Below are 18868 nucleotides of genomic sequence, written 5' to 3' on the forward strand. Positions count from 1 at the left end.
ACCCCCGTCGGCTACGCGGCCCGGACGAACCGGCGCCGGCGGGGCGCCGGGGCGGTGATCGTGTCGGCCCAGGCGCCCGCGGCGACCCGGCCCTCCACGACGTCGGCCAGCCCGCTGACGGCCGGCGCGTCCATGCCGCCGTCGTGCAGCGCGCGGGCCAGCAGCGGCAGCGCGTCGAGGCTCTCGGCGGCCTGGCCGAGCTGCAGCTCGATCTCCTCGGGCGCCAGCCCTGCGGCCAGCAGCTCGCCCGCGCGCCGGTTGCGGCTGCCCTGGGCGACCATCGTGGCGATGAGGTCGCCGGTGCCGGCCAGGCCGGCGAAGGTCTCCGCACGGGCGCCGCGGCCGCGTGCGTAGGCGTCGACCTCGGCGAAGACGCGGCCCGCGGCGGCGCCGGCGGCGTTGGGGCCGGCGGGCGCCGCGGTCGCGGCGGCCAGCGCGGCGGCGTTCTTGGCGGCACCGGCCAGCTCGACGCCGACCGCGTCGGTCGACGTCTCGGCGTAGAGGCCGGCGCAGACGAGCAGGTCGGCGATCTGGCGGCCCAGGGCGCCGTCGGCGGTGCCGACGACGAGGGCGGCGCCGTGGTCCAGGGCGTCGGCGGCGTGCGCGGGGCCGCCGAGGCAGGCGACGCCGCGGGCGACGGTGCGCTCGGCCACGTAGGCGGTCGGCAGCGTCCCGAGCGGTGGCACGAGACCCTTGGCGGCGACGAGCACGCCGGTGCGGCCGGTGATCTGCGCGCCGTGCGCGGCGACGACCTCGGGCAGCGCCCGGGCCGGCACGGCGAGCACGACGAGGTCGTGGCGGCCGAGCTCGAGGTCGTGGGCATCGAGCACCTCGACGCCGTCGGGCAGCGGGACGCCGGGCAGGTAGCGCTCGTTCACGCCGGCCGAGCGCAGCAGCGCGGCCTGCTGGGGCGTGCGCGTGGCGAGCTCGACCTGGACGCCGGCGCGGGCCAGCGCCACGGCCAGGCCCGTCCCCCAGGAGCCGGCGCCGATGACGGCGGCGCGGCGGATGGGCGGCAGGCCGCCGAGCCACTCCCACTGGAGCATCACGCAGGGCCAGATGCGGTCGGTCACCGCACCTGCGAGCTGGGCGGAGGGCTCGTGGACGACGGGGAAGCGCAGGGGCGCCCCGGCGCGCAGGCGCACCTTGTGCGGGCGGATGCGCCAGCCGCGGCGGATCGCCTCCGTGCCGATGACGGCGACGGGGACGACCGGCGCGCCGGTCTCCAGCGCCAGGCGGCCGACGCCGCGGCGCGGGCTGCCCAGCGTGCCGGGCCGGGTGCGCGTGCCCTCGGGGAAGATCAGGACGGCGTCGCCGCGGGCCAGGATGTCGCGCGCGGTCGCCATCGCGTCCTCGTCGGCGTTGCCGCGGTCGATCGGGAACGCGCCGAGGCTGTTGAGCAACCACGCCGTCAGCGGACGGCGGAAGAGCTCCTTCTTGGCCACGTAGTAGAGCGGGCGCCGCGACATCGTCGCGATGACGAAGGGGTCGAGGAAGGACCGGTGGTTGGCCGCCAGGATGACCGGGCCCTCGTCGGGGACGTGCTCGCGGCCGATGCGCGACATCCGGAAGTAGACGAGGAAGAAGGGCTGCATCAGCCCACGCACGATCCAGTAGGTGATCGGGTTGACACCCTTGGTGCGGGCGCGCGCGAGGTGGCGGTTGCTCTCCATCACCTGGCGTACCCCGGGCGTGGCGCGGCGGTTACAGTGGCGTATGGCCATCGATCGTGCCCGCACAGCCCGAGGCGCCGTCGCCGGCGCGATCGCCTCCGGGGTGTGGGCGGCCCAGCAGCCGCTGGACATGCGCGTGTTCGGCGTCCCCTATGACGACACCGAGCTGCTGGGCAAGCTCGTGACGCGCGGGCGCGCCTGGCCGGCCGTCGGCATGGCGATGCACCTGGCCAACGGCGCGGCGTTCGGCGCGGCCTACGCCGCGCTCTCGCGGCGCCTGCCGTTGCCGTCGTGGGCGCTCGGCCCCGCGGCCGCCATGGCCGAGCACCTGGGGTCCTGGCCGCTCGTCCTCGTCACCGACCGCGTCCATCCCGCCCGCGACGACCTCCCGACGCTGGGCACGTCCGCGCGCGCCTTCGCCCAGGCGACCTGGCGGCACCTGCTGTTCGGGCTGGTCCTCGGCGAGGTCGAGCGCCGGCTCAACCGTGAGGACGACGAGCTGCCCTCCTACGAGCACGTCGTGTCCACCAACGGGCACGGCAGCCTCGAGCACGCGATCACCGGCGCACCGGAGTAGGCCCGGCGACCTAGACTCCGGCCCGTCCGCCGGAGTAGCTCAGCTGGTAGAGCAACTGATTTGTAATCAGTAGGTCAGGGGTTCGAGTCCCCTCTCCGGCCCTGCCGGCCGCGTGCCGTCAGAACGATCGCGGCAGGCCGAGGCTCTCGCCGACCACGTTGCGCGCCATCTCGTTGGTGATCGGCCCGATGCGGTACAGGCGGGCGTCACGCCAGTAGCGCTGCATGTTGTATTCCTGCGCGTAGCCGTAGCCGCCCAGGACCTGGATCCCGAAGTCCGCGGCGCTCGTGGCCCATTCGGCGGCCAGGCACTTCGCCGTCGTGGCCTCCACGCCGCAGGGCCGGCCCTGCTCGTACAGCCATGCCGCGCGGTAGATGAGCAGGCGCGAGCACTCGAGCGTCATCGCGATGTCGGCGATGCCGTGCTGGATGGCCTGCATCGCGCCGATGGGCTTGCCGAACGCCTCGCGCTCGCCCGCGTAGGCGACGGCGTCCTCCAGCACGCCGCGGTGGATCCCCAGGCACATCGCGGCCACGAGGAGGCGCTCGCTGTTCAGCGACGCCAGGATCTGCCGCCAGCCCCCGCCGACGTCGCCGAGCACGTCGGCGTCGGGCACGACGACGTCGGCGAACGAGACCTCGCACGAGCCCATGGCCCGCATGCCGAGCTTGGGGATCGGGGTCGCGGTGACGCCGGGCGACCGGCGGTCGACGAGGAAGACGGTCAACCCCTGCGAGGCACGCTCCTCGTCGGAGGTGCGCGCCAGCACGAGCAGGCGGTCGGACACGTGGGCCAGAGTGGACCAGATCTTCGTGCCGTTGAGGATCCACCCGCCGTCGGTGCGCCGAGCCCGGGTGCGCATGGCGCGCAGGACGTCGGTGCCCCCGCCGGGCTCGGTCAGCGCGATGGCGAACGTGAGGTCGCCGGCGGCCATCCGGGGCAGCATGGCCTGCTGCTGCTCGGGCGAGCCGTGGGCCAGCAGCGCGCGGGCGCCCGAGAAGGCCGTCAGCCCCCACATCCACGAGAGGCCGCCGAGGGAGCGCGAGAGCTCCTCGCACACGATGACCTGCTCGACCATGCCGCCGCCCTGGCCGCCGAGCTCCTCCGGGATCCCGACGCCCGGCAGGCTCGCCGCAGCCATCTTGGCCGCCAGCGCGTGGGGGAACTCCTCGGCGGCCTCGAGGTCGCGGGCGACCAGCTTGGGGCACTCGCGCTCCACGAAGTCGTGGACCATCTCGCGCAGCATCTGCTGCTCGTCGGTGAGGTCGAAGCTCAGGCCGGTGCCCGCGGTGGTGGACATGCGCCGAATCTACCGACGAGTCGGTACACGATTCCATGCCCCCCGGCGGGTCTGCGGGATTCCCGTAGCGGGTCTGCGGGATCGCCGAAGACCGCGCGCGGCGGCCTAGGTGACGTGCCTCGGGACGTTCCGAACGTCTGAGGGCTGAAGTTGAGGCATCCGGGCTGAGACAGAGGCTGTGGGTCTTCTCAAGGATCCAACGGCCTCGGAGGTCATCAGCCCGGATGCAGTGCAAGCGTAGGTGGCTGCCCAGCTGGCAGCGTGTCGAGCTGGTTGATTGGTGTCTTGGCGAGGGACTTCCTCGACGCCAGGCAGCGGCCCGTCGGCGGGTGAGCGTGTCGACGGTGCAGTACTGGATCGACCGGTACCGCAACGCCTCAGACGCCGAGCGAGCGTCGGGCGCGTGGGCGCAGGATCGACCCTCGACGCCGCATCGCCAGCCGACGCGGTCCAGCGACGAGCTGCACGACCGTGTCTGCCAGGCGCGGACGCGGACGGGCTGGGGGCCGCGCCTGATCGCCTCCGAGCTCGGCATCGCGCACGCGACGGTCTCGCGCTGTCTGAAGCGGCGCGGCATGTCGCGCCAGCCGCCGGCGCCCCGAGAGGCGGTGCAGCGCTTTGAGTGGCCGTGCCCTGGGGCGTTGATCCAAAACGACGTCAAGCGTTTCGCGCGGTTCTCCTCACCCGGCCATGCCGTCACCGGCAACCGTCACCGCACGGGCGCCGAGAAGCGCCAGCGTGTCGGCTACGAGTTCGCCCACAGCGCGATCGACGACCACAGCCGCCTGGCCTACACCGAGCTGCACCGCGACGAGAAGGCCGCCACCGTCATCGGCTTCACCGAGCGGGCGATCGCGTTCTTCGCTGCGCACGGCATCATCATCGAGCGCTGGCAGACCGACAACGCCTGGACCTACACCCACAACAAGGCGCTGGCCGCCCTGTTTGACAGCCACGGCATCCGGCATCGCACGATCGCGCCCCGCACGCCGCGCCACAACGGCAAGGTCGAGCGCTACCAGCAGACCCTCAAACGCGAATGGGGCCTGGGACAGCGCTACCGCTCAAGCGACGCCAGAGCCGCAGCGCTGCCACACTGGCTGCACCACTACAACAACGAGCGGAACCACAGCTCGCTCGGCAACCGGCCGCCCATCACCCGCGTTCGGAACGACCTGAGGCAGAACACCTAGAGCCGGTCGCGCCAGGTCACGGCGGCCGAGGCGACCTGCGAGAGCGCGTCGGTCAGCTGCGTCGGGTTGTCGGTCCGGCGCGCGGCGGCCAGCGCCTTGATCGCGTCGGCCAGCAGCGCCGGGCCCGCGGGGCCCGCGACGCGCAGCGCCTCGAGCTCGGCGGGCGTCAGGCGCCGTGGCGCGCCCGTCGCCGCGGCGGCCAGCTCGGCGTACTCGCGCTCGGCGCGCGCCGCGCGGTCCTGGGCGCGGCGCGCCGCGTCCTGGGCGGCGTGGGCCCGCGCGGTGGCCTCGTCCACGAGCTGCTGCTCGGGTGCGGCCTGCACCACGCGCTGGACCCGGACGGATCCCGCCGTGTCGTGCAGGCGGCGCTCGGCGGCCTCGGCGCGGGCCTCGGCGCCCTCGGCGCGCTCGCGCGCCTGCGCGAGCTCGGCCTGGGTCTCCCGGCGCGCGGCCCGTGCATCGGCGACCGTGGCCTCCGCCCGCTCCAGGCGCGACGCCAGCCGCGCGGCGGTGCGACGGGCCTCCGCGGCGTCCATCCGCGCCTCGCCGAGCTCGGTCCGGCAGGCCGCGACGCGCGCCTCGGCGGCCTGGGCGCGGCGCTGTGCGCGGCCGACCTCGGCCACGTCGGTGACGCGCTCGCGCACGATCTTCGTCTTGGGCTTGACGGTGGCGGCGCGGGCGCGCAGGCGCTCCAGGCGGGCCTCGAGGCGCTCGGCGCGCTGCTCGGCCGCCTCGGCGCGCGCGAGCGCGGCGCCGACCGCCACGCGCGCGTCGCGGTCCAGGCGGGCCAGCGCGCGCTCGGTGAGGTCGACCTCGTCGCGGCGGCGCGGCCCGCGCTTGGCGGGCTCGAAGCCGGCGGCGCGGATCGCGCGCTCCAGCGAGCCGTCGAAGCAGCGACGGGCGGCGTTGGCCGACGGGTAGGCCGAGCCGCAGACCGGGCACCCTGCGCGGTAGCGGTCGATGCGCCACACCTGGCCGGTGATCTTGGCCTGGCCGGGGTTGAGATCGGCCAGCCGCGGCACCTCGCCGTGGGCCTGCACGAAGTGCTGGATCTCGGTGATGACGGACTCGGGAGTCCACTGCGGGGTCTTGCCCCGCCGTGGGGCCCCCGCGATCTGCACGGGGGCCATGACGAGGGCCCCCTCAGGTGAGCGGCCGCGGCCGGGGCGCCGGCGGCGGGCAGGTGGATCGGGGCGGCACGCGCGTCATGTGCCCTGCACCGTAGCGATCCGGCGCGCGGGTCCGGCGCCCGGCGCCGTCATGGCATCGCCTGCGCGGCCTCGGTGGCCGCCCGCGCGACGCAGTCGACGAGGTGGTCGTTGACCAGCCCGCAGGCCTGCATGGAGGCGTAGGCGGTCGTCGGCCCGACGAACCGGAAGCCGTGGCGCTTGAGCGCCTTGGCCAGGGCGGTGGACTCCGGCGTCAGCGCCGGCACGTCGGCGAACGAGGCGGGCGCGGGCCGCGGCGGCGGGCGGTGGGCCCACACCACCTCGGGCAGCGACGTGCCCGCGTCGCGCAGGCCGAGCGTGGCCCGGGCGTTGTTGATGGTCGCCTCGACCTTGAGGCGGTTGCGCACGATCCCGGCGTCGGCCATGAGCCGGGCCACGTCGTCCTCGCCGAACGCCGCGACCGCCTCGGGATCGAAGCGAACGAACGCGGCGCGGAACGCCTCGCGCTTGCGCAGGATGGTCAGCCAGGAGAGGCCGGACTGGAAGGCCTCGAGCGAGATCCGCTCGAACAGCCCCCGCTCGTCGCGCACCGGGCGTCCCCACTCGTCGTCGTGGTAGGCGCGGTACAGCGGGTCCGCGGCGCCGAAGCAGCGCGGGGCGTCCTCGCCGGCCACGGGGTCCGAGCCCACCCTGGTGCCCTACGGGCGGCGCTTGACCGTGATCGTCATCCGCATCTCCGACTCGTGGAACGTGCAGATGATGCGGTAGGTCCCGGGCCGCGTCAGCCTGCGCGAGAACGTCTGGCCCGCGGCGAGCGGGTCGGGCTGGAACTTGCGCACGCCCTTGGGCGCCGACTTGAGATCGACGTCGTGGACGTCCGTGGCGTCCTGGCTCCAGCGCCAGCGCACGGTGTCGCCGACGTGGACGATCAGCTTGGACGGCCCGTAGTAGTTGTCGTTGACCGAGACGGTCCGCGTCTTGGCCCTCGTGGCGGCGAGCGCGACCGGCGGCGCCGCGGCCAGGGCCGCGGCGCCGAGGGTCAGGATGGCGGCCCGGCGGACCGTCACTTCACGCCGCCGGTGTAGTGCTCCAGCGGCGTCAGGCCCGCCTGCGGCGCGTGGTCGTGGCGGATCAGGAACGCCTCGTGCGTCGTGTCCACGGCCCAGCCGATGAGCTCGTTCTGGACGTCGGCCGAGAACGCGTTGGGGCCCGTGAACGGGCACGCCGGCATCGTCGACGCGTCGGCGGGCACGGTGACGAGCACACCGGTGTTGCCGCCGATGCAGTTGTCGGTGCCGTTGCCGTCGTAGACGAGGTCACGGCCGTTGAGGTCGGTTCCACCCAGCCCGAAGTCGTTGCCCGTGATCGAGTTGCCGACCAGGTCCTTGGCCTCGGGGACCTTGTTCAGCAGGAACTGCTGGATCATGCCCGCGCCGGCGAGGAAGTTGCCGTAGATGCGGTTGTTCTCGATCCGCGTGGTCCGGCTGCCGAACAGCAGGACCCCGACGCCCACCGGGTAGGCCGTGGAGTCCGCAGCCGGCGGGCGCACCTTGAAGGGCGCACCGGCGTAGTAGTTGAAGTTGTTCCAGAAGATGTCGTTGCCGGTGATGACATTGTCCTCCGGCGGCGCGTACTTCTCGGAGCTGAGCGCGTTGGGAACGACGCCGGTCCCGTTGTTGTAGAACTTCGATCCGGTGATCGTCACGTAGCGCATGTTCGTGCCCGACCAGCCGAGCACGTTGCCGTAGGACGTGATGTTGCGCACCAGCGTCCGGACCGGCTTGACCTGGGGGGGCGTCTGCCCGATGTAGAAGCCCGAGTCGCTGTTCCAGGCGGCCTCGGAGTTCGTGATCTGGCCGCCGACGGAGTTGAAGGCGTAGACGCCGTAGACGCCGACGCGGAACGCCTTGAGATTGGTGAACGTGTAGCCGGCGGTGTTGACGGCGAAGAAGCCGTTGGCCGAGTAGTGCTGGGCCTGGAAGCCGTTGACGGTGACGTTGACCGCCCCGTTGATGATCACGCCGTTGGCGGCCTTGGTGCCCTTGCCCTCCAGGATGACCTTGCCCGGGGCCCTGGGGTCGCCGATGAGCTTGATGTAGCGCTTCTTGAGGCCCATGATCTTCACGCCCTCGCGGTAGGTCCCGTGGGCGACCTTGATGGTGTCGCCGGCACGCGCCTCGTTGACGGCGTCCTGGATCCGCGGGAAGCACGACTTCTTGCCCTTGCAGACCTTGAGGGTCCGGAACGGCCCCTTCGGCTTGACGTTGGACCCCTTGGGCGTGGCGGGCGGCGGGTAGTCGACCGCACCGGCGGCCGGCGCGAGCGCCAGCGCGGCGGCGATGCACGCGACCGGCGCGACGACGATGGACCTGCGAATGGACACGCGAGCTCCTCTCACTCGACGAGGTACCACCCCGCCATCCCCGCGTCCTGATGCGAGAAGACGTGGCAGTGGTAGAGCCACCGCCCCGGGTTGTCCTCGACGAAGCGCACGGCGGCGGTCTCGTTCGGACCGACGCCCGGCGTGTCGACGAACGCCCCGGAGGCATCCCTCCAACGGTGGCCGTGGATGTGGAAGTCGTGGAAGTTGTTGTCCATCCCGATGGCGTACAGGGCGACCTCCTGGCCGACCCGCGCGGTGATGATCGGGGTGTTGCCGGCGTAGGCGCGGCCGTTGAAGCACTGATAGGCGCGCTTGAGCCCGGTGACCGGCGGCTGGAGCTGGTGCATGAACAGCACGTGCTCGACGGCCGGCACGTCCTCGCCCTTGGGCCGCACGATGAGCGCGCCGAACATGCCGCGCATCGTGTTCAGCGTGTGGTTGGGCCCGTGGTCGTGGTAGGGCCAGGCCCCCACGCTCTCGGGGACGCACTCCCAGGTGTAGGTGAACTCCTCGCCCGGGGCGACGAAGCCGCCGGCGCGCGTGTACCGGCCGATGTAGACCCCGTCGTACTCCGGGTTGTACTTGACCCCGTGCGGGTGGATCGTGATCGCCTGCTTGAGGTCGGTCAGCGCGTTGCGCAGGTGCACGACGATCGTGTCACCGACCTCGGCGTGCAGCGTCGGCCCCGGGATCGCGGGCGGACCGAGCGGCGCGGCGAAGCCGTCCGTCATGAGCTGGTAGACGGTGGCCCGGAACGTCGAATTGCCCGGGACCGCGACGTCATGCCAGTCGTCGCGCCGGGACGGCACGATCGTCCAGCGGGTCGTCGTGGCCTGGATCCAGTACTCGACCTTGCGCCCGCCGGGCTGGGGCTCGGGCGTGGCGAACGTCTGCTGCTCGGTCGGGCCGGCCGCCCGCGGGCGGGCGACGCGGGCGGCGGCCGCGTCGGCCTTGGCCGCGTCGCCGCGGCGCCCGACGACGACGCGCTCGCCGCCGATCGTGCACAGCAGGGCGCCGGCGGCGCTGACCTGCAGGAAGTCGCGACGGCCGAGCCGGGGGTCACGCGGGTCGGAGGGATCCAGCGTCATGGAGGGAGCGCCCGGCCGGGACAGTGGCCTGCGACGGCGGCGATCCTACACGCGACCTGGACAGATGTCCAAGACAGCGCGCGGGGCGTCCTGTAGCGTCCGCGCCGCGATGGCCGCCGAGCCCTCCCCCTCGCCGGGCCGGCCCCGCGGGCGCCCGAGCCCGCGCGGCGCGCGGCGCCGCACGGAGCTGCTCGAGGCCGCGATCGGCCTCATCGGGGCCCACGGCCTGGAGGCCGTGACCCACCGTGCCGTGGCCGCGGCCGCCGGCGTCCCGGCGGCCTCCACGAGCTACCACTTCGCCTCCAAGGACGACCTCATCCTCCAGGCGCTGCGCCTGCTGGCCGAGCGCGAGATCGGGCGGCTGCGCGCGCGCCGCGCCGTGCTGGGCGCGGGGGCCGCCGACCTCGAGGCCACCACGGAGGCGCTGGCGGCGTGGATCGAGGAGCAGATCGCGACGGAGAGCGTCGCGCTGCTGGCCCAGTACCAGCTGCAGCTGGAGGCCGCGCGCGATCCGTCGGCCCGCGCGATCCTCGAGGCCTGGAAGGAGGGGACCGACGACCTGGCCCAGACGGCGATGCGCAGCCTGGGCGCGCGCGACGTTGAGAACGCGGCGGTCCTGCTGGTCTGCGCGATCGACGGGCTGCGCCTGCGGCTGCTGGCCTCGGCCCACGCGCCGCTGTCGGGCCCGCAGCTGCGCGAGGCGCTGGCGCTGCTGCTGCGCGGCCTGGCGCGCTAGGACCTCAGGGAACGGCCACCCAGGCGCCGTCGCGGCGCCCGAGCGTGATCGTCTCCTCGCCACCGCCCTCGATGAAGGCGCGGAACACCGCCTGGTCGGCGTCGGTCCCGGGCTGGTCGACGACCTGGACGAGCGCGAGGTCGGCCAGCACCCGGCCGGGGTGCCGGCGGTCGAACGCCGTCCGCGCAGCGGCCTCGATCGTCGGGCGCTCCCAGCCGCGGTCGCTCGCCCGGGCGGCGGCCAGCGCGTGATCGGCGGCCTCGACCTCGGCCCGGAGCTGCGCGCGCATCGCCGCGCGCCGGCGCGCCATGGCCACCAGGCCGCCGAGGAACAGGACGATCAGGAGGGCGACGAACGCGCCGACCACGATCCCCGCGACGACCCAGATGCTCGCGACCACCAAGATGCGGCCTAGAGTAGGACGTTGCGCGAGGTCAGGTGCGTCCCGACCTTGCGCTTGACCCGCTGCAGGGCGTTGTCGACCGTCTTGGTGTCGCAGCCCAGCCGCTCGCCCACCTGCTCGTAGCTGTAGCCGTCGAGGTAGAGCGACAGCACGCGCGACTCGAGCTCCGACAGCGCCGTCGACAGGCAGTCGACCAGCGAGCGCAGCTCCTCGGAGCTGATGACCTGGTTGACCGGGTCGTGGACCGGCGAGCCCGGGATGACCTCGTCGAGGGTCGGCTCGCCGTCCTGGGCGCTGGCCGGCGTCGCCGAGAAGGAGACGTACTGGTTCAGCGGCGTGTGCTTGTTGCGCGTCGCGGTCTTGACCGCGGTGATGATCTGACGCGTGATGCAGAGCTCGGCGAAGTTGCGGAAGCTCGACTCGCGGTCGGTGCGGTAGTCGCGGACGGCCTTGTAGAGGCCGACGAGGCCCTCCTGGATGAGGTCGTCGGCGTCACCGCCGGCCAGGAAGTACGACGACGCCTTGAGGCGCACGAAGCCGTAGTACCGGCGGACGATGCGGTCGTAGGCGACCGGGTCACCCTGCTTGGCGAGGGCGATCAGGTAGCCATCATCGACCTGAACCTGCCCTTGAGGGTTGAAGGAGAGACGAGCCACGAGCGGTCCTTTCTGCGCTGTGCGCAGGGAGAATCAGCTCAGTGGCGCACTCCTCCCCTGGCGCCATCTGAAACATGGAAACGACCGGCGACCCGTGGCTCCTCAACCTCAAGTCGACGGTTATGTGGGCGGCACACTCCCACAGTTATGAAGCGCCGTCAAGGATGTGCAGGAGAAATTGCGTACAGGAGGACGGCGGCGGCGGCCGAGACGTTCAGCGACTCCATCCGCCCGCGCAGCGGCAGCGCCACGAGCGCGTCGCAGGAGGACCGCACCCGCGGGCGCAGGCCGCGGCCCTCGGCGCCCATGACCAGGACGGTCCCCGCGTCGCCGTAGTCCGGCCGGTCGTAGGGCACCCCGGCGGCGTCGGCGCCGTAGACCCACAGGCCGGCCTGCTTGGCCTCGGACAGGAAGTCGGCCAGGTTGCGCACGGTGGCCACGGGCAGGTGCTCGACCGCGCCCGCCGACGCCTTGCACACCGCCGGCGTCACCTCGGCGCTGCGGTGGCGCGGCAGGACCAGGCCCGTCGCCCCGGCGCACTCCGCGCTGCGCGCGATCGCGCCGACGTTCTGGGGGTCCTGGACCTCGTCGAGCGCCACCAGCAGCGGCCGCGGGGCCCGCAGGAGCTGCGCGGCGTCGGCGTAGGGGTAGGGCCCGGCCTCGGCGACCAGGCCCTGATGGGCGTCGCTTCCGGCCCGTCGCGCCACCTCCTCGCCGTCGACGACGTGCACGGAGACGCCGGCCAGCCACGGCTCCTTGGCCGCGCCCGGCGTCGCCCACACGCGGTGCACGGGGCGTCGGCGGGCGCGCAGCGCCTCGTGAACGGGGTTGCGGCCGTAGATCACGGCGGGACCGTCGGACGGCGGCCGCGACCCGGCCGCCCGGCGCCGCACCGGCCGCCCCGGGCTCATGCGCGTACGAGCTCCGCGCCGGCCGGCCCGTCGCGGACCTCCCAGCCCTGCTCGCGCAGCGCGTCGCGCAGGCGGTCGGCCTCGGCCCAGTCGCGCGCCGCGCGGGCGGCGTCGCGGCGGGCCAGCAGCTCGAGCGCCGCCGCGCCGGGGCCCTCGCCGCCGTCGAGCTGCGCGAGCGAGGCCAGGCCGAGCACGTCGAGCATCTCGACGAGGTCATCGCGGCCGACGCCCTCGCGCCGGTTGGCCGCGCTCGTCCAGGCGGCGACCGCGGCGAGCGCCCGCGCGGTGTTGAAGTCGTCGGCCAGCGCGGCGAAGAACGCCGCCTTGTGCTCGGCCAGCTCGGGCGGGGACGGCCCGTCGGCCAGGCGGCGCGCCGTCTCCCGGATGCCCCGCGCGCGCCCGGCGGCGTCGGCCAGCGTCTCGGGCGCGAAGACGATGGGCTGGCGGTAGTGGCCGCCGGCCATGAAGAGCAGCAGCGTCTCGCGGCCCCAGGCCTCCAACACGTCGGGCAGCAGCGAGATGTTGCCGACCGACTTGGCCATCTTCTCACTGGCCCCGGAGGCGCCGCGCATCTCGAGCATGCCGTTGTGCATCCAGATGCGCGCCAGCTCGCTGCCGCGGCCCAGCCGTGTCTGGGCCGCCTCGTTCTCGTGGTGGGGGAAGACGAGGTCCGAGCCGCCGCCGTGGATCTCGAAGTCCACGCCCAGCAGGGCCTCGGCCATCGCCGAGCACTCGATGTGCCACCCCGGCCGGCCGCGCCCCCAGGGCGCGTCCCAGGCGGTGTCCTCGCCCTCCTTCTGCGCCTTCCAGAGCGCGAAGTCCAGGGGGTCCTCCTTGAGCGAGGCGCTCTCGACCCCCTCGCCCTGGTCGAGCTGGTCGATGTCGCGGTGCGACAGCGAGCCGTAGTCGGGGTCGCGCCGCACGCGGAAGAACACGTCGCCCTGCACGGCGTACGCGGCGTCGCGCTCGATGAGCGCGGCGATGAGGTCGACGATCCCGTCGATCGTCTCCGAGGCCAGCGGCTCGTGGTCGGGGCGGCCGAGGCCCAGGCCGTCGGTGTCGTCACGGTAGTGGGCGGCCATCTCCCGCGCGAGGTCGGCGGAGGCCATGCCGCGCTCGCGCGCCGCGTCGTAGATCTTGTCGTTGACGTCGGTGATGTTGGCGACGAACGTGACCTCATAGCCCTCGTGCTCGAGGAACCGCTTGAGCCAGGAGAACACGACGTAGGGCCGGGCGTTGCCGACGTGGATGCGGTTGTAGACCGTCGGCCCGCAGGCGTAGATGCCGATCCGGCCCGGGTCACGGGCGACCAGCGGGCGGAGCTCGCCGCTGCGCGTGTCGTGGAGCCGGATCTCGGGCACGCCCGCAGCCTACCCAGCGGCGGAGCGGGGCCCGGTGGCGGCCATCCGGCTCCGCGACGCGCTTCAACGGTCTGAGCACGATGTCTGCACAGCAGCTGCAGGAACCCTGCTGGACCAGGTCCTCGAGGGGTTCCGGAGCCTCCCCGCGCGCCAGGGGATCAGCGCGCGGCCGGCCGACGTCGTCATCGGGACCGACGCCGCCACGCGGCCCGGCCCGGCGCGCGGGCGAGCGCAACGGCGTGCAGGCCTTCCGCGACCGCACGCTCCACGCCCGCGGCGAGCTCGACCTCACCCGACCGTGCGCGGGCACCTGCGGCGATCGCTGCACCAGCTCAAGCGCCAGGTCGAGCACGAGGAGCTGCGCCGTGCCGCCGCGGCGCGGCGGGCGGCACGCGTGGGCTAGCGTCTGGTCTCGACCATGCCCTCCGGCTCCGGGTCAGCCCTCGACATCCTCGTCGTCGACGACGACGCACCGCTGCGCGACATGCTCACGCGCTCCTTCGAGCGCGAGGGCCACCGCATCACGTCGGTCGCCGACGGGCACGCGGCGCTGGAGGAGGCCGGGCGCGGCGCGTTCGACGTGATCCTGCTCGACGTGGCGCTCGGCCCCGGCCCCACGGGCTACGACGTGGCCCGCGCACTGCGCGCCCGCCGCAACGTCACGCCGGTGATCATGCTCACCGCGCTGGACTCCGAGGCCGACGCCGTCCAGGGCCTGGAGGCGGGCGCCGACGACTACGTCACCAAGCCCTTCGGCCTGGCCGAGCTGCGCAGCCGCATCCGCGCGGTGCTGCGCCGCACGCGCGGCCACCTCCTCGACGACGGCCTCGTCGAGATCGGCAACGTCGTGCTCGACCAGCGCCAGCGCGAGGTGGCGGTCGACGGCAAGCCGGTGCGCCTCACGTTCGCCGAGTTCGAGCTGCTGGCCTGCCTCATGGCGCGGCCGGGCCGTCTGCACAACCGCCAGGAGCTCCTGCGCGCGATCTGGGGCGACAGCGCCTACCGCGACCCGCGCGCCATCGACGTCCACATCCGGCACCTCCGCGAGAAGCTCGAGGAGCGCCCAGAGGACCCGAAGCTCATCCTCACCGTGCGGGGCGCCGGCTACCGCTTCCGCGATCGCTGAGGACCCGGATGAGCCTGCGCAGCCGCCTGCTGCTCGCCCTGCTGGCCACCAGCGCGGTGACGTTGGGCGTGGCGGCGCTCGCCCTGCTGTCGCCGCTGCAGCACCGCCTGGACGCCCAGGGGCGGGACTCCGTCAAGGCGTCGGCGCTGGCGACGCGACCGGCGCTGGCGACGGCACTGGTCAAGGAGCGCGGCGTCGCATACGGCGAGGCCATCGACGTCATGCAGACGTTCAAGCAGCGCACGGGCACCAACCTGGCGCTCTACGACCCGACGGGCGCCGAGGTCTACAACCTGGGGCTCACCCAGCGCGACCCCGCGACGATCTTCAGGGTCCTGGCCACCGGCCGGGTCCAGGCGTCGACGACCCGGGACGGCTCGGGCGTGGCCGTCCCGATCCCGCTCACGCAGACCGCCGAGCAGCTCAAGGCCAAGCCGCTGCCCCCCGACAGCGACTACTTCGTCCTCGTCGTCCGCAAGCCCGACATCAGCGGCCAGGCGGTCGGCACCGTGCGCAGCGCGTTCCTCACGGCCGCGGTCATCGGCCTCGGTGTCGCGCTCCTGCTCGGCCTCGTGGTCTCCGCCGGCCTGTCGCGCCGCCTCGGCCGCCTGCGGCGTAGCGCCCTGGCGCTGGCCGCCGACGGCGTCGGGGCCCCGCCGCCGCGTGACACCGGCAACGACGAGGTCGGCGACCTGGCGCGGGCGCTGGCCTCGATGCAGCAGGGCCTGCGCCGCCAGGAGGAGGCCCGGCGCGCGTTCGTGGCGACCGCCAGCCACGAGCTGCGCACGCCGCTGACCTCCCTGCAGGGCAACCTCGAGCTGCTGGCCGAGGACCTCGACCACGGTGACCTCGACGTCGACGCCGCGCGCGACCAGCTCCGCGGCGCCCAGGGCCAGCTGCGCCGCCTGTCCAACCTCGCCTCCGAGCTGCTGGACCTCAGCCGGCTGGACGCCGGCGTGGAGCTGCGCCGCGAGCCCGTCGAGCTCGGCGAGCTGTGCCGCGCGGTGGCCGCCGAGTTCGAGCTGCGCGCCCGCGAGCAGGCGGTCGACCTGCAGGTCGCCCCGCCCCCGGGCCCGGTCTGGGCGGCGGGCGATCCGGGGGCCGTCGCGCGCGTCGCCCGCATCCTCATCGACAACGCGCTGCGGTTCTCGCCGGCGGGCGGGGAGATCGCGGTCGTCGCGGCCTACCACGGCGACCAGGCGACGCTCGAGGTCGCCGACCAGGGCCCGGGCGTCCCGGAGACCGAGCGCACGCTGATCTTCGAGCGCTTCCAGCGCGGGACCCGCACGGGCGGAGCCGGCGGCTTCGGGCTCGGCCTGGCGATCGGCCGCGAGCTCGCCGAGCGCATGGGCGGCGCGCTGGAGCTGGCGCCCGCCGACCCGGGCGCGCGGTTCGTGCTGACGCTGCCGATCGAGCTGCCGCGCGGCTCGGGCGACGGCGCGGGCGCCGCAGACGCCCTCGACGACGACCTCGGCGCCGTCGGCGACGAAGCCTCCGACGCGAGCCGCCGCTAGCGTCGGCGCGGCGTCGACGTGCGCCCCGAGGTCCTCGATGCGCCCGCAGGCGCGGCAGCGCACGTGGCCGTGGTCCTCCGTGCGCGGTCTCGTGCTCTACGACCCGCACAGGGGACTGGGCGCCGCGATCAGCATGGCCTTCGGAGGGGCTCTCCGACGACGGCCCGGTGACCGGGCGCGGGAGCGCCGCCTCGCGCGGCCTGATCACCGGCGGCGCCACGTTCGTCGGCGCCACGTTCCTCATCTCCGACGTGACGACCGTACCGGCGGTGGCCCGCGCCACCTGCAGGGCCTGGCCGTCGGGCTGGACCAGAGCCCAGCGAGGGTCGCCCTGGCCCAGCACTTCCACCGGCATCTCGGGCCCGACGAGCGGGCGGCGTTCCTGCACGAGGCTCGGCGCGTGGGCGACCGAGCTGGTCGCGCCACCGCGTGCGCAAGCGCCACCTGGAGCCCGGCGCGCTGCTCGGCGAGCTCGGCGGCGGCGAGGTGCTGCACGCCGGCACGTGGTTCGTCGCCGTCCGCTCGCTGCGCCCGGCGGGCGCCTGAGCCCTTAAACGGCGACGGGCCGTGGAGGAGGACGGCCCGCCGCGCTTGCACGCACGTCCGGTGAAGTACCCATCCGACGCAGCCGGAAACCTCCATGGGCGGCTGAGCGTGACCGAAGGGCCAGCGGAGCGCGCGCGATCGCCGCTTCTTCGGCTTCGACTCCTTCGACGGCCTGCGCCACGACGACGAGGCCGAGCATCACCGCGCACGCGAGGGCGAGTTCCGCACGGAGTACGAGCGTGTGTCCCAGCGCATCCGCCGGACCTTCGCCGACCGTGCGGAGTGTCGGCGAGCCGACGAAGGTCGCCCCCTCGAGTACGTGCGCCCCCGTCTGCAGGAGGGCAGCGTGCTGATCTTCGACGAACCCTTCTTCTTCCGCGGCCATCCCGACCGCGGCGAGGCCGGCGCCTTCGACGAGTTCTGCCAGGCCCATCCGGGGCTGAGTTCCGTCGCTTCTGCGACTGCGGTTCGGCGGCCGCGTCTACCTCCTCGGGCGCATCCGCGACCTCGCGGATCCGGATGCGAGCACGCCGGTGCTGGACGCGGCGATCGCCTGGACCGGCAACGAGCGCGGGGCGCCCTCCCGGGCGCCCCGCATCCTGCGAACGTGCTTCGCTGCGTGATGGGGCCGGACGGCCCAGCGGGCTCCTCAGGCCTCGCTGACGAGCGGCTCGCGCTCGTAGACCGTGTCCGGCACCCGCGTGTACGGCTGCTTGACGTCGGCGTCGGTCTCCTCCTCGTGGTAGGCCGACTCGACGTTCACCGCCCAGATGTCGTGCTGCTCGCCGAGGACGATGTTGTCCACCGCTCGCATGGCCGACAGCATGGAGTGGTCGGAGTTGTTGTAGCGGTGCAGGCCGTTGCGGCCGACCTGGACGAAGTCCTTGAGCGGGTCGAGCCAGCCGCGGATCGCCGCGACGCGCTCGGCGTAGGTCTCGTCGTACATCGGGTAGGCCAGCGGCACCCGGACGACGTAGCCGCGGCGGACCTGCTCGGGCTCGGCCAGCCCGAGCTGCTTGAGCTCGGTCTTGGCCAGCTCGATGAGCTTGTCGTCGTCCATGGTCCAGAGGTCGTCGCCCTTGAAGGCGAAGTACTCCAGGCCGACGCAGGCCGTGTCGGGGTCGGGGACCATCCAGGGCGACCAGGAGCGGTAGTTCTGGATGCGGCCGACGCGGACGTCGGGCTCGTGGATGTAGATCCAGTTGTCGGGGAACAGGTCCTGGCCGTCGAGGACGAGCGCGACCGTCAGGAAGTCGCGGTAGCGCAGGCCCTGGGCGGCCGCCTGGACCTCGGCGGGGGCGCCGCCGTCGACGATGCCGACCATGTGGCGCAGCGGGAGCGAGGAGATCGTGCCGCGTGGCTCGATGACGCCCTGGGGCGTCTCGATGCGCGTGACGCGGCCGTCCTCGACGACGAGCTTGGTGGCCGGGCTGTTGAGCCGCACCTCGCCGCCCATCTCCTCGATGCGGTTGGTCATCATCTCCCACATCTGGCCCGGGCCGTAGCGGGGGTACTGGAACTTGTCGATGAGCGACGTGATCTTGTTGCCCTTGTTGCCCATGAACGCGGCCTTGGCCGCGGAGAAGAAGCTCAGGTTCTTGATCCGCTGCGCGGCCCAGTCGGCCCGCAGCTCGCTCGTCGACACGCCCCACACCTTCTCGGTGTAGGACTTGAAGAAGTGGTTGAACAGCCGCTTGCCGAAGCGGTTGGACACCCATTGCTCGAAGGTGTCCTCCTTGCCCTTGGGCTTCACGGCGGCCCAGAGGTAGGACATGCCGCACAGCGCGAGCTCGACGGGGCCGAGCTTCTTGATGACGTCGGTGCCCTTGAGCGGGTAGTCGAGGTACTTGCCGCGCCAGAAGATGCGCGACATGCGCGGGCGCAGGAGGAACTCGTCGCCCATGATCTCGAGCCAGAGGTCGTTGACCTCCTGGTTCTTGGTGAAGAACCGGTGGCCGCCGAGGTCGAAGCGGTAGCCGTCGGGGTCGACGACGGTCTTGGCCAGACCGCCGACCTGGTCCTCGGCCTCGAGGACGATGACCTTGCGGCCCGCCTTCGCCAGCAGGTAGCCGGCGGACAGGCCTGCGGGCCCTCCACCGATCACGACGTAGGGGCGGGGGTCGCCTCGGCCGTCGTCCTCGGACGGGGGCAGAGTCGGGGGATCCGCGACAAGGGTCATGCCCTAGACCTTGCCCGCTGGGAGGGGAAATCCGGCCTGGCGCTAACCGGACC

18 protein-coding genes and 1 tRNA gene are annotated in these 18868 nt (G+C 73.5%); 6 read left to right on the forward strand and 13 right to left on the reverse strand.

Annotation, left to right across the window (positions count from 1 at the left end; all coding sequences use genetic code 11):
• Positions 1-11: 11 nt before the first annotated feature.
• On the reverse strand, positions 12-1673 hold the full coding sequence (locus FSW04_RS22435) for a 1-acylglycerol-3-phosphate O-acyltransferase (RefSeq protein WP_187369023.1): 1662 nt from the start codon (positions 1671-1673) through the stop codon (positions 12-14).
• A 43-nt stretch (positions 1674-1716) separates the two neighbouring features.
• On the opposite strand from FSW04_RS22435, the gene FSW04_RS22440 reads away from it, so the two are divergent.
• Positions 1717-2250: a hypothetical protein gene (locus tag FSW04_RS22440; RefSeq protein WP_187369024.1), complete on the forward strand. Its 534-nt coding sequence runs from the start codon at positions 1717-1719 to the stop codon at positions 2248-2250.
• Between the two features lie 28 nt (positions 2251-2278).
• Positions 2279-2351 (forward strand) — tRNA-Thr (locus FSW04_RS22445).
• A gap of 17 nt (positions 2352-2368) precedes the next feature.
• Here the strand turns inward: FSW04_RS22445 and FSW04_RS22450 are convergent.
• Positions 2369-3550: an acyl-CoA dehydrogenase family protein gene (locus FSW04_RS22450; RefSeq protein ID WP_228430654.1), complete on the reverse strand. Its 1182-nt coding sequence runs from the start codon at positions 3548-3550 to the stop codon at positions 2369-2371.
• 224 nt (positions 3551-3774) lie between these two features.
• Between FSW04_RS22450 and FSW04_RS22455 the strand changes: the two genes are divergently transcribed.
• Positions 3775-4743 (forward strand): IS481 family transposase, encoded by a 969-nt coding sequence (locus tag FSW04_RS22455; protein ID WP_146915331.1) that lies wholly within the window; start codon positions 3775-3777, stop codon positions 4741-4743.
• Here the strand turns inward: FSW04_RS22455 and FSW04_RS26525 are convergent.
• From FSW04_RS26525 to FSW04_RS22480, 5 genes are all read right to left on the reverse strand, one after another.
• Positions 4740-5873: a hypothetical protein gene (locus FSW04_RS26525; protein ID WP_187369025.1), complete on the reverse strand. Its 1134-nt coding sequence runs from the start codon at positions 5871-5873 to the stop codon at positions 4740-4742. The genes FSW04_RS22455 and FSW04_RS26525 overlap by 4 nt on opposite strands.
• A gap of 128 nt (positions 5874-6001) precedes the next feature.
• On the reverse strand, positions 6002-6601 hold the full coding sequence (locus FSW04_RS22465) for a DNA-3-methyladenine glycosylase I (protein ID WP_321167670.1): 600 nt from the start codon (positions 6599-6601) through the stop codon (positions 6002-6004).
• Positions 6602-6610: 9 nt separating this feature from the next.
• A complete protein-coding gene (locus FSW04_RS26530; RefSeq protein ID WP_187369026.1) occupies positions 6611-6979 on the reverse strand; it encodes a cupredoxin domain-containing protein in 369 nt (122 codons plus the stop codon).
• Positions 6976-8295 (reverse strand): right-handed parallel beta-helix repeat-containing protein, encoded by a 1320-nt coding sequence (locus tag FSW04_RS22475; protein ID WP_146922424.1) that lies wholly within the window; start codon positions 8293-8295, stop codon positions 6976-6978. The genes FSW04_RS26530 and FSW04_RS22475 overlap by 4 nt, the downstream gene beginning before the upstream one ends.
• Positions 8296-8306: 11 nt before the next feature.
• The gene (locus tag FSW04_RS22480) at positions 8307-9383 is read right to left on the reverse strand and encodes a multicopper oxidase domain-containing protein (protein ID WP_146922425.1); all 1077 of its coding nucleotides are present in this window, start codon (positions 9381-9383) and stop codon (positions 8307-8309) included.
• A 109-nt stretch (positions 9384-9492) separates the two neighbouring features.
• On the opposite strand from FSW04_RS22480, the gene FSW04_RS22485 reads away from it, so the two are divergent.
• Positions 9493-10119: a TetR/AcrR family transcriptional regulator gene (locus FSW04_RS22485; RefSeq protein WP_146922426.1), complete on the forward strand. Its 627-nt coding sequence runs from the start codon at positions 9493-9495 to the stop codon at positions 10117-10119.
• 4 nt (positions 10120-10123) lie between these two features.
• Here FSW04_RS22485 and FSW04_RS22490 read toward each other — a convergent pair whose 3' ends face one another.
• The 4 genes from FSW04_RS22490 to cysS form a co-directional block, all read right to left on the reverse strand.
• Positions 10124-10522, reverse strand: a complete 399-nt coding sequence (locus tag FSW04_RS22490; protein ID WP_187369027.1) for a hypothetical protein — start codon at positions 10520-10522, stop codon at positions 10124-10126.
• 8 nt (positions 10523-10530) lie between these two features.
• On the reverse strand, positions 10531-11178 hold the full coding sequence (sigH, locus tag FSW04_RS22495) for an RNA polymerase sporulation sigma factor SigH (protein ID WP_146922428.1): 648 nt from the start codon (positions 11176-11178) through the stop codon (positions 10531-10533).
• A gap of 158 nt (positions 11179-11336) precedes the next feature.
• Complete coding sequence (gene rlmB / locus FSW04_RS22500) at positions 11337-12023, reverse strand: 23S rRNA (guanosine(2251)-2'-O)-methyltransferase RlmB (RefSeq protein ID WP_228430656.1); 687 nt, start codon at positions 12021-12023, stop codon at positions 11337-11339.
• 62 nt (positions 12024-12085) lie between these two features.
• A complete protein-coding gene (gene cysS / locus FSW04_RS22505) occupies positions 12086-13450 on the reverse strand; it encodes a cysteine--tRNA ligase (RefSeq protein WP_146922430.1) in 1365 nt (454 codons plus the stop codon).
• Between the two features lie 418 nt (positions 13451-13868).
• Between cysS and FSW04_RS22510 the strand changes: the two genes are divergently transcribed.
• Positions 13869-14576 (forward strand): response regulator transcription factor, encoded by a 708-nt coding sequence (locus FSW04_RS22510; RefSeq protein WP_146922431.1) that lies wholly within the window; start codon positions 13869-13871, stop codon positions 14574-14576.
• Positions 14577-14584: 8 nt separating this feature from the next.
• Positions 14585-16090, forward strand: coding sequence for a sensor histidine kinase (locus FSW04_RS22515; RefSeq protein ID WP_146922432.1), 1506 nt, complete (start codon positions 14585-14587; stop codon positions 16088-16090).
• A gap of 550 nt (positions 16091-16640) precedes the next feature.
• On the opposite strand, the gene FSW04_RS22520 is transcribed toward FSW04_RS22515, so the two are convergent.
• Together FSW04_RS22520 and FSW04_RS22525 are read right to left on the reverse strand one after the other, a co-directional pair.
• The gene (locus FSW04_RS22520; RefSeq protein ID WP_146922433.1) at positions 16641-17069 is read right to left on the reverse strand and encodes a hypothetical protein; all 429 of its coding nucleotides are present in this window, start codon (positions 17067-17069) and stop codon (positions 16641-16643) included.
• A gap of 216 nt (positions 17070-17285) precedes the next feature.
• Positions 17286-18815 carry an NAD(P)/FAD-dependent oxidoreductase gene (locus tag FSW04_RS22525; protein WP_146922434.1) on the reverse strand — a complete coding sequence of 510 codons (1530 nt, stop codon included), beginning with the start codon at positions 18813-18815 and terminating at the stop codon, positions 17286-17288.
• Positions 18816-18868: the final 53 nt, after the last annotated feature.

The organism is Baekduia soli (assembly GCF_007970665.1).
Classification (GTDB): domain Bacteria; phylum Actinomycetota; class Thermoleophilia; order Solirubrobacterales; family Solirubrobacteraceae; genus Baekduia; species Baekduia soli.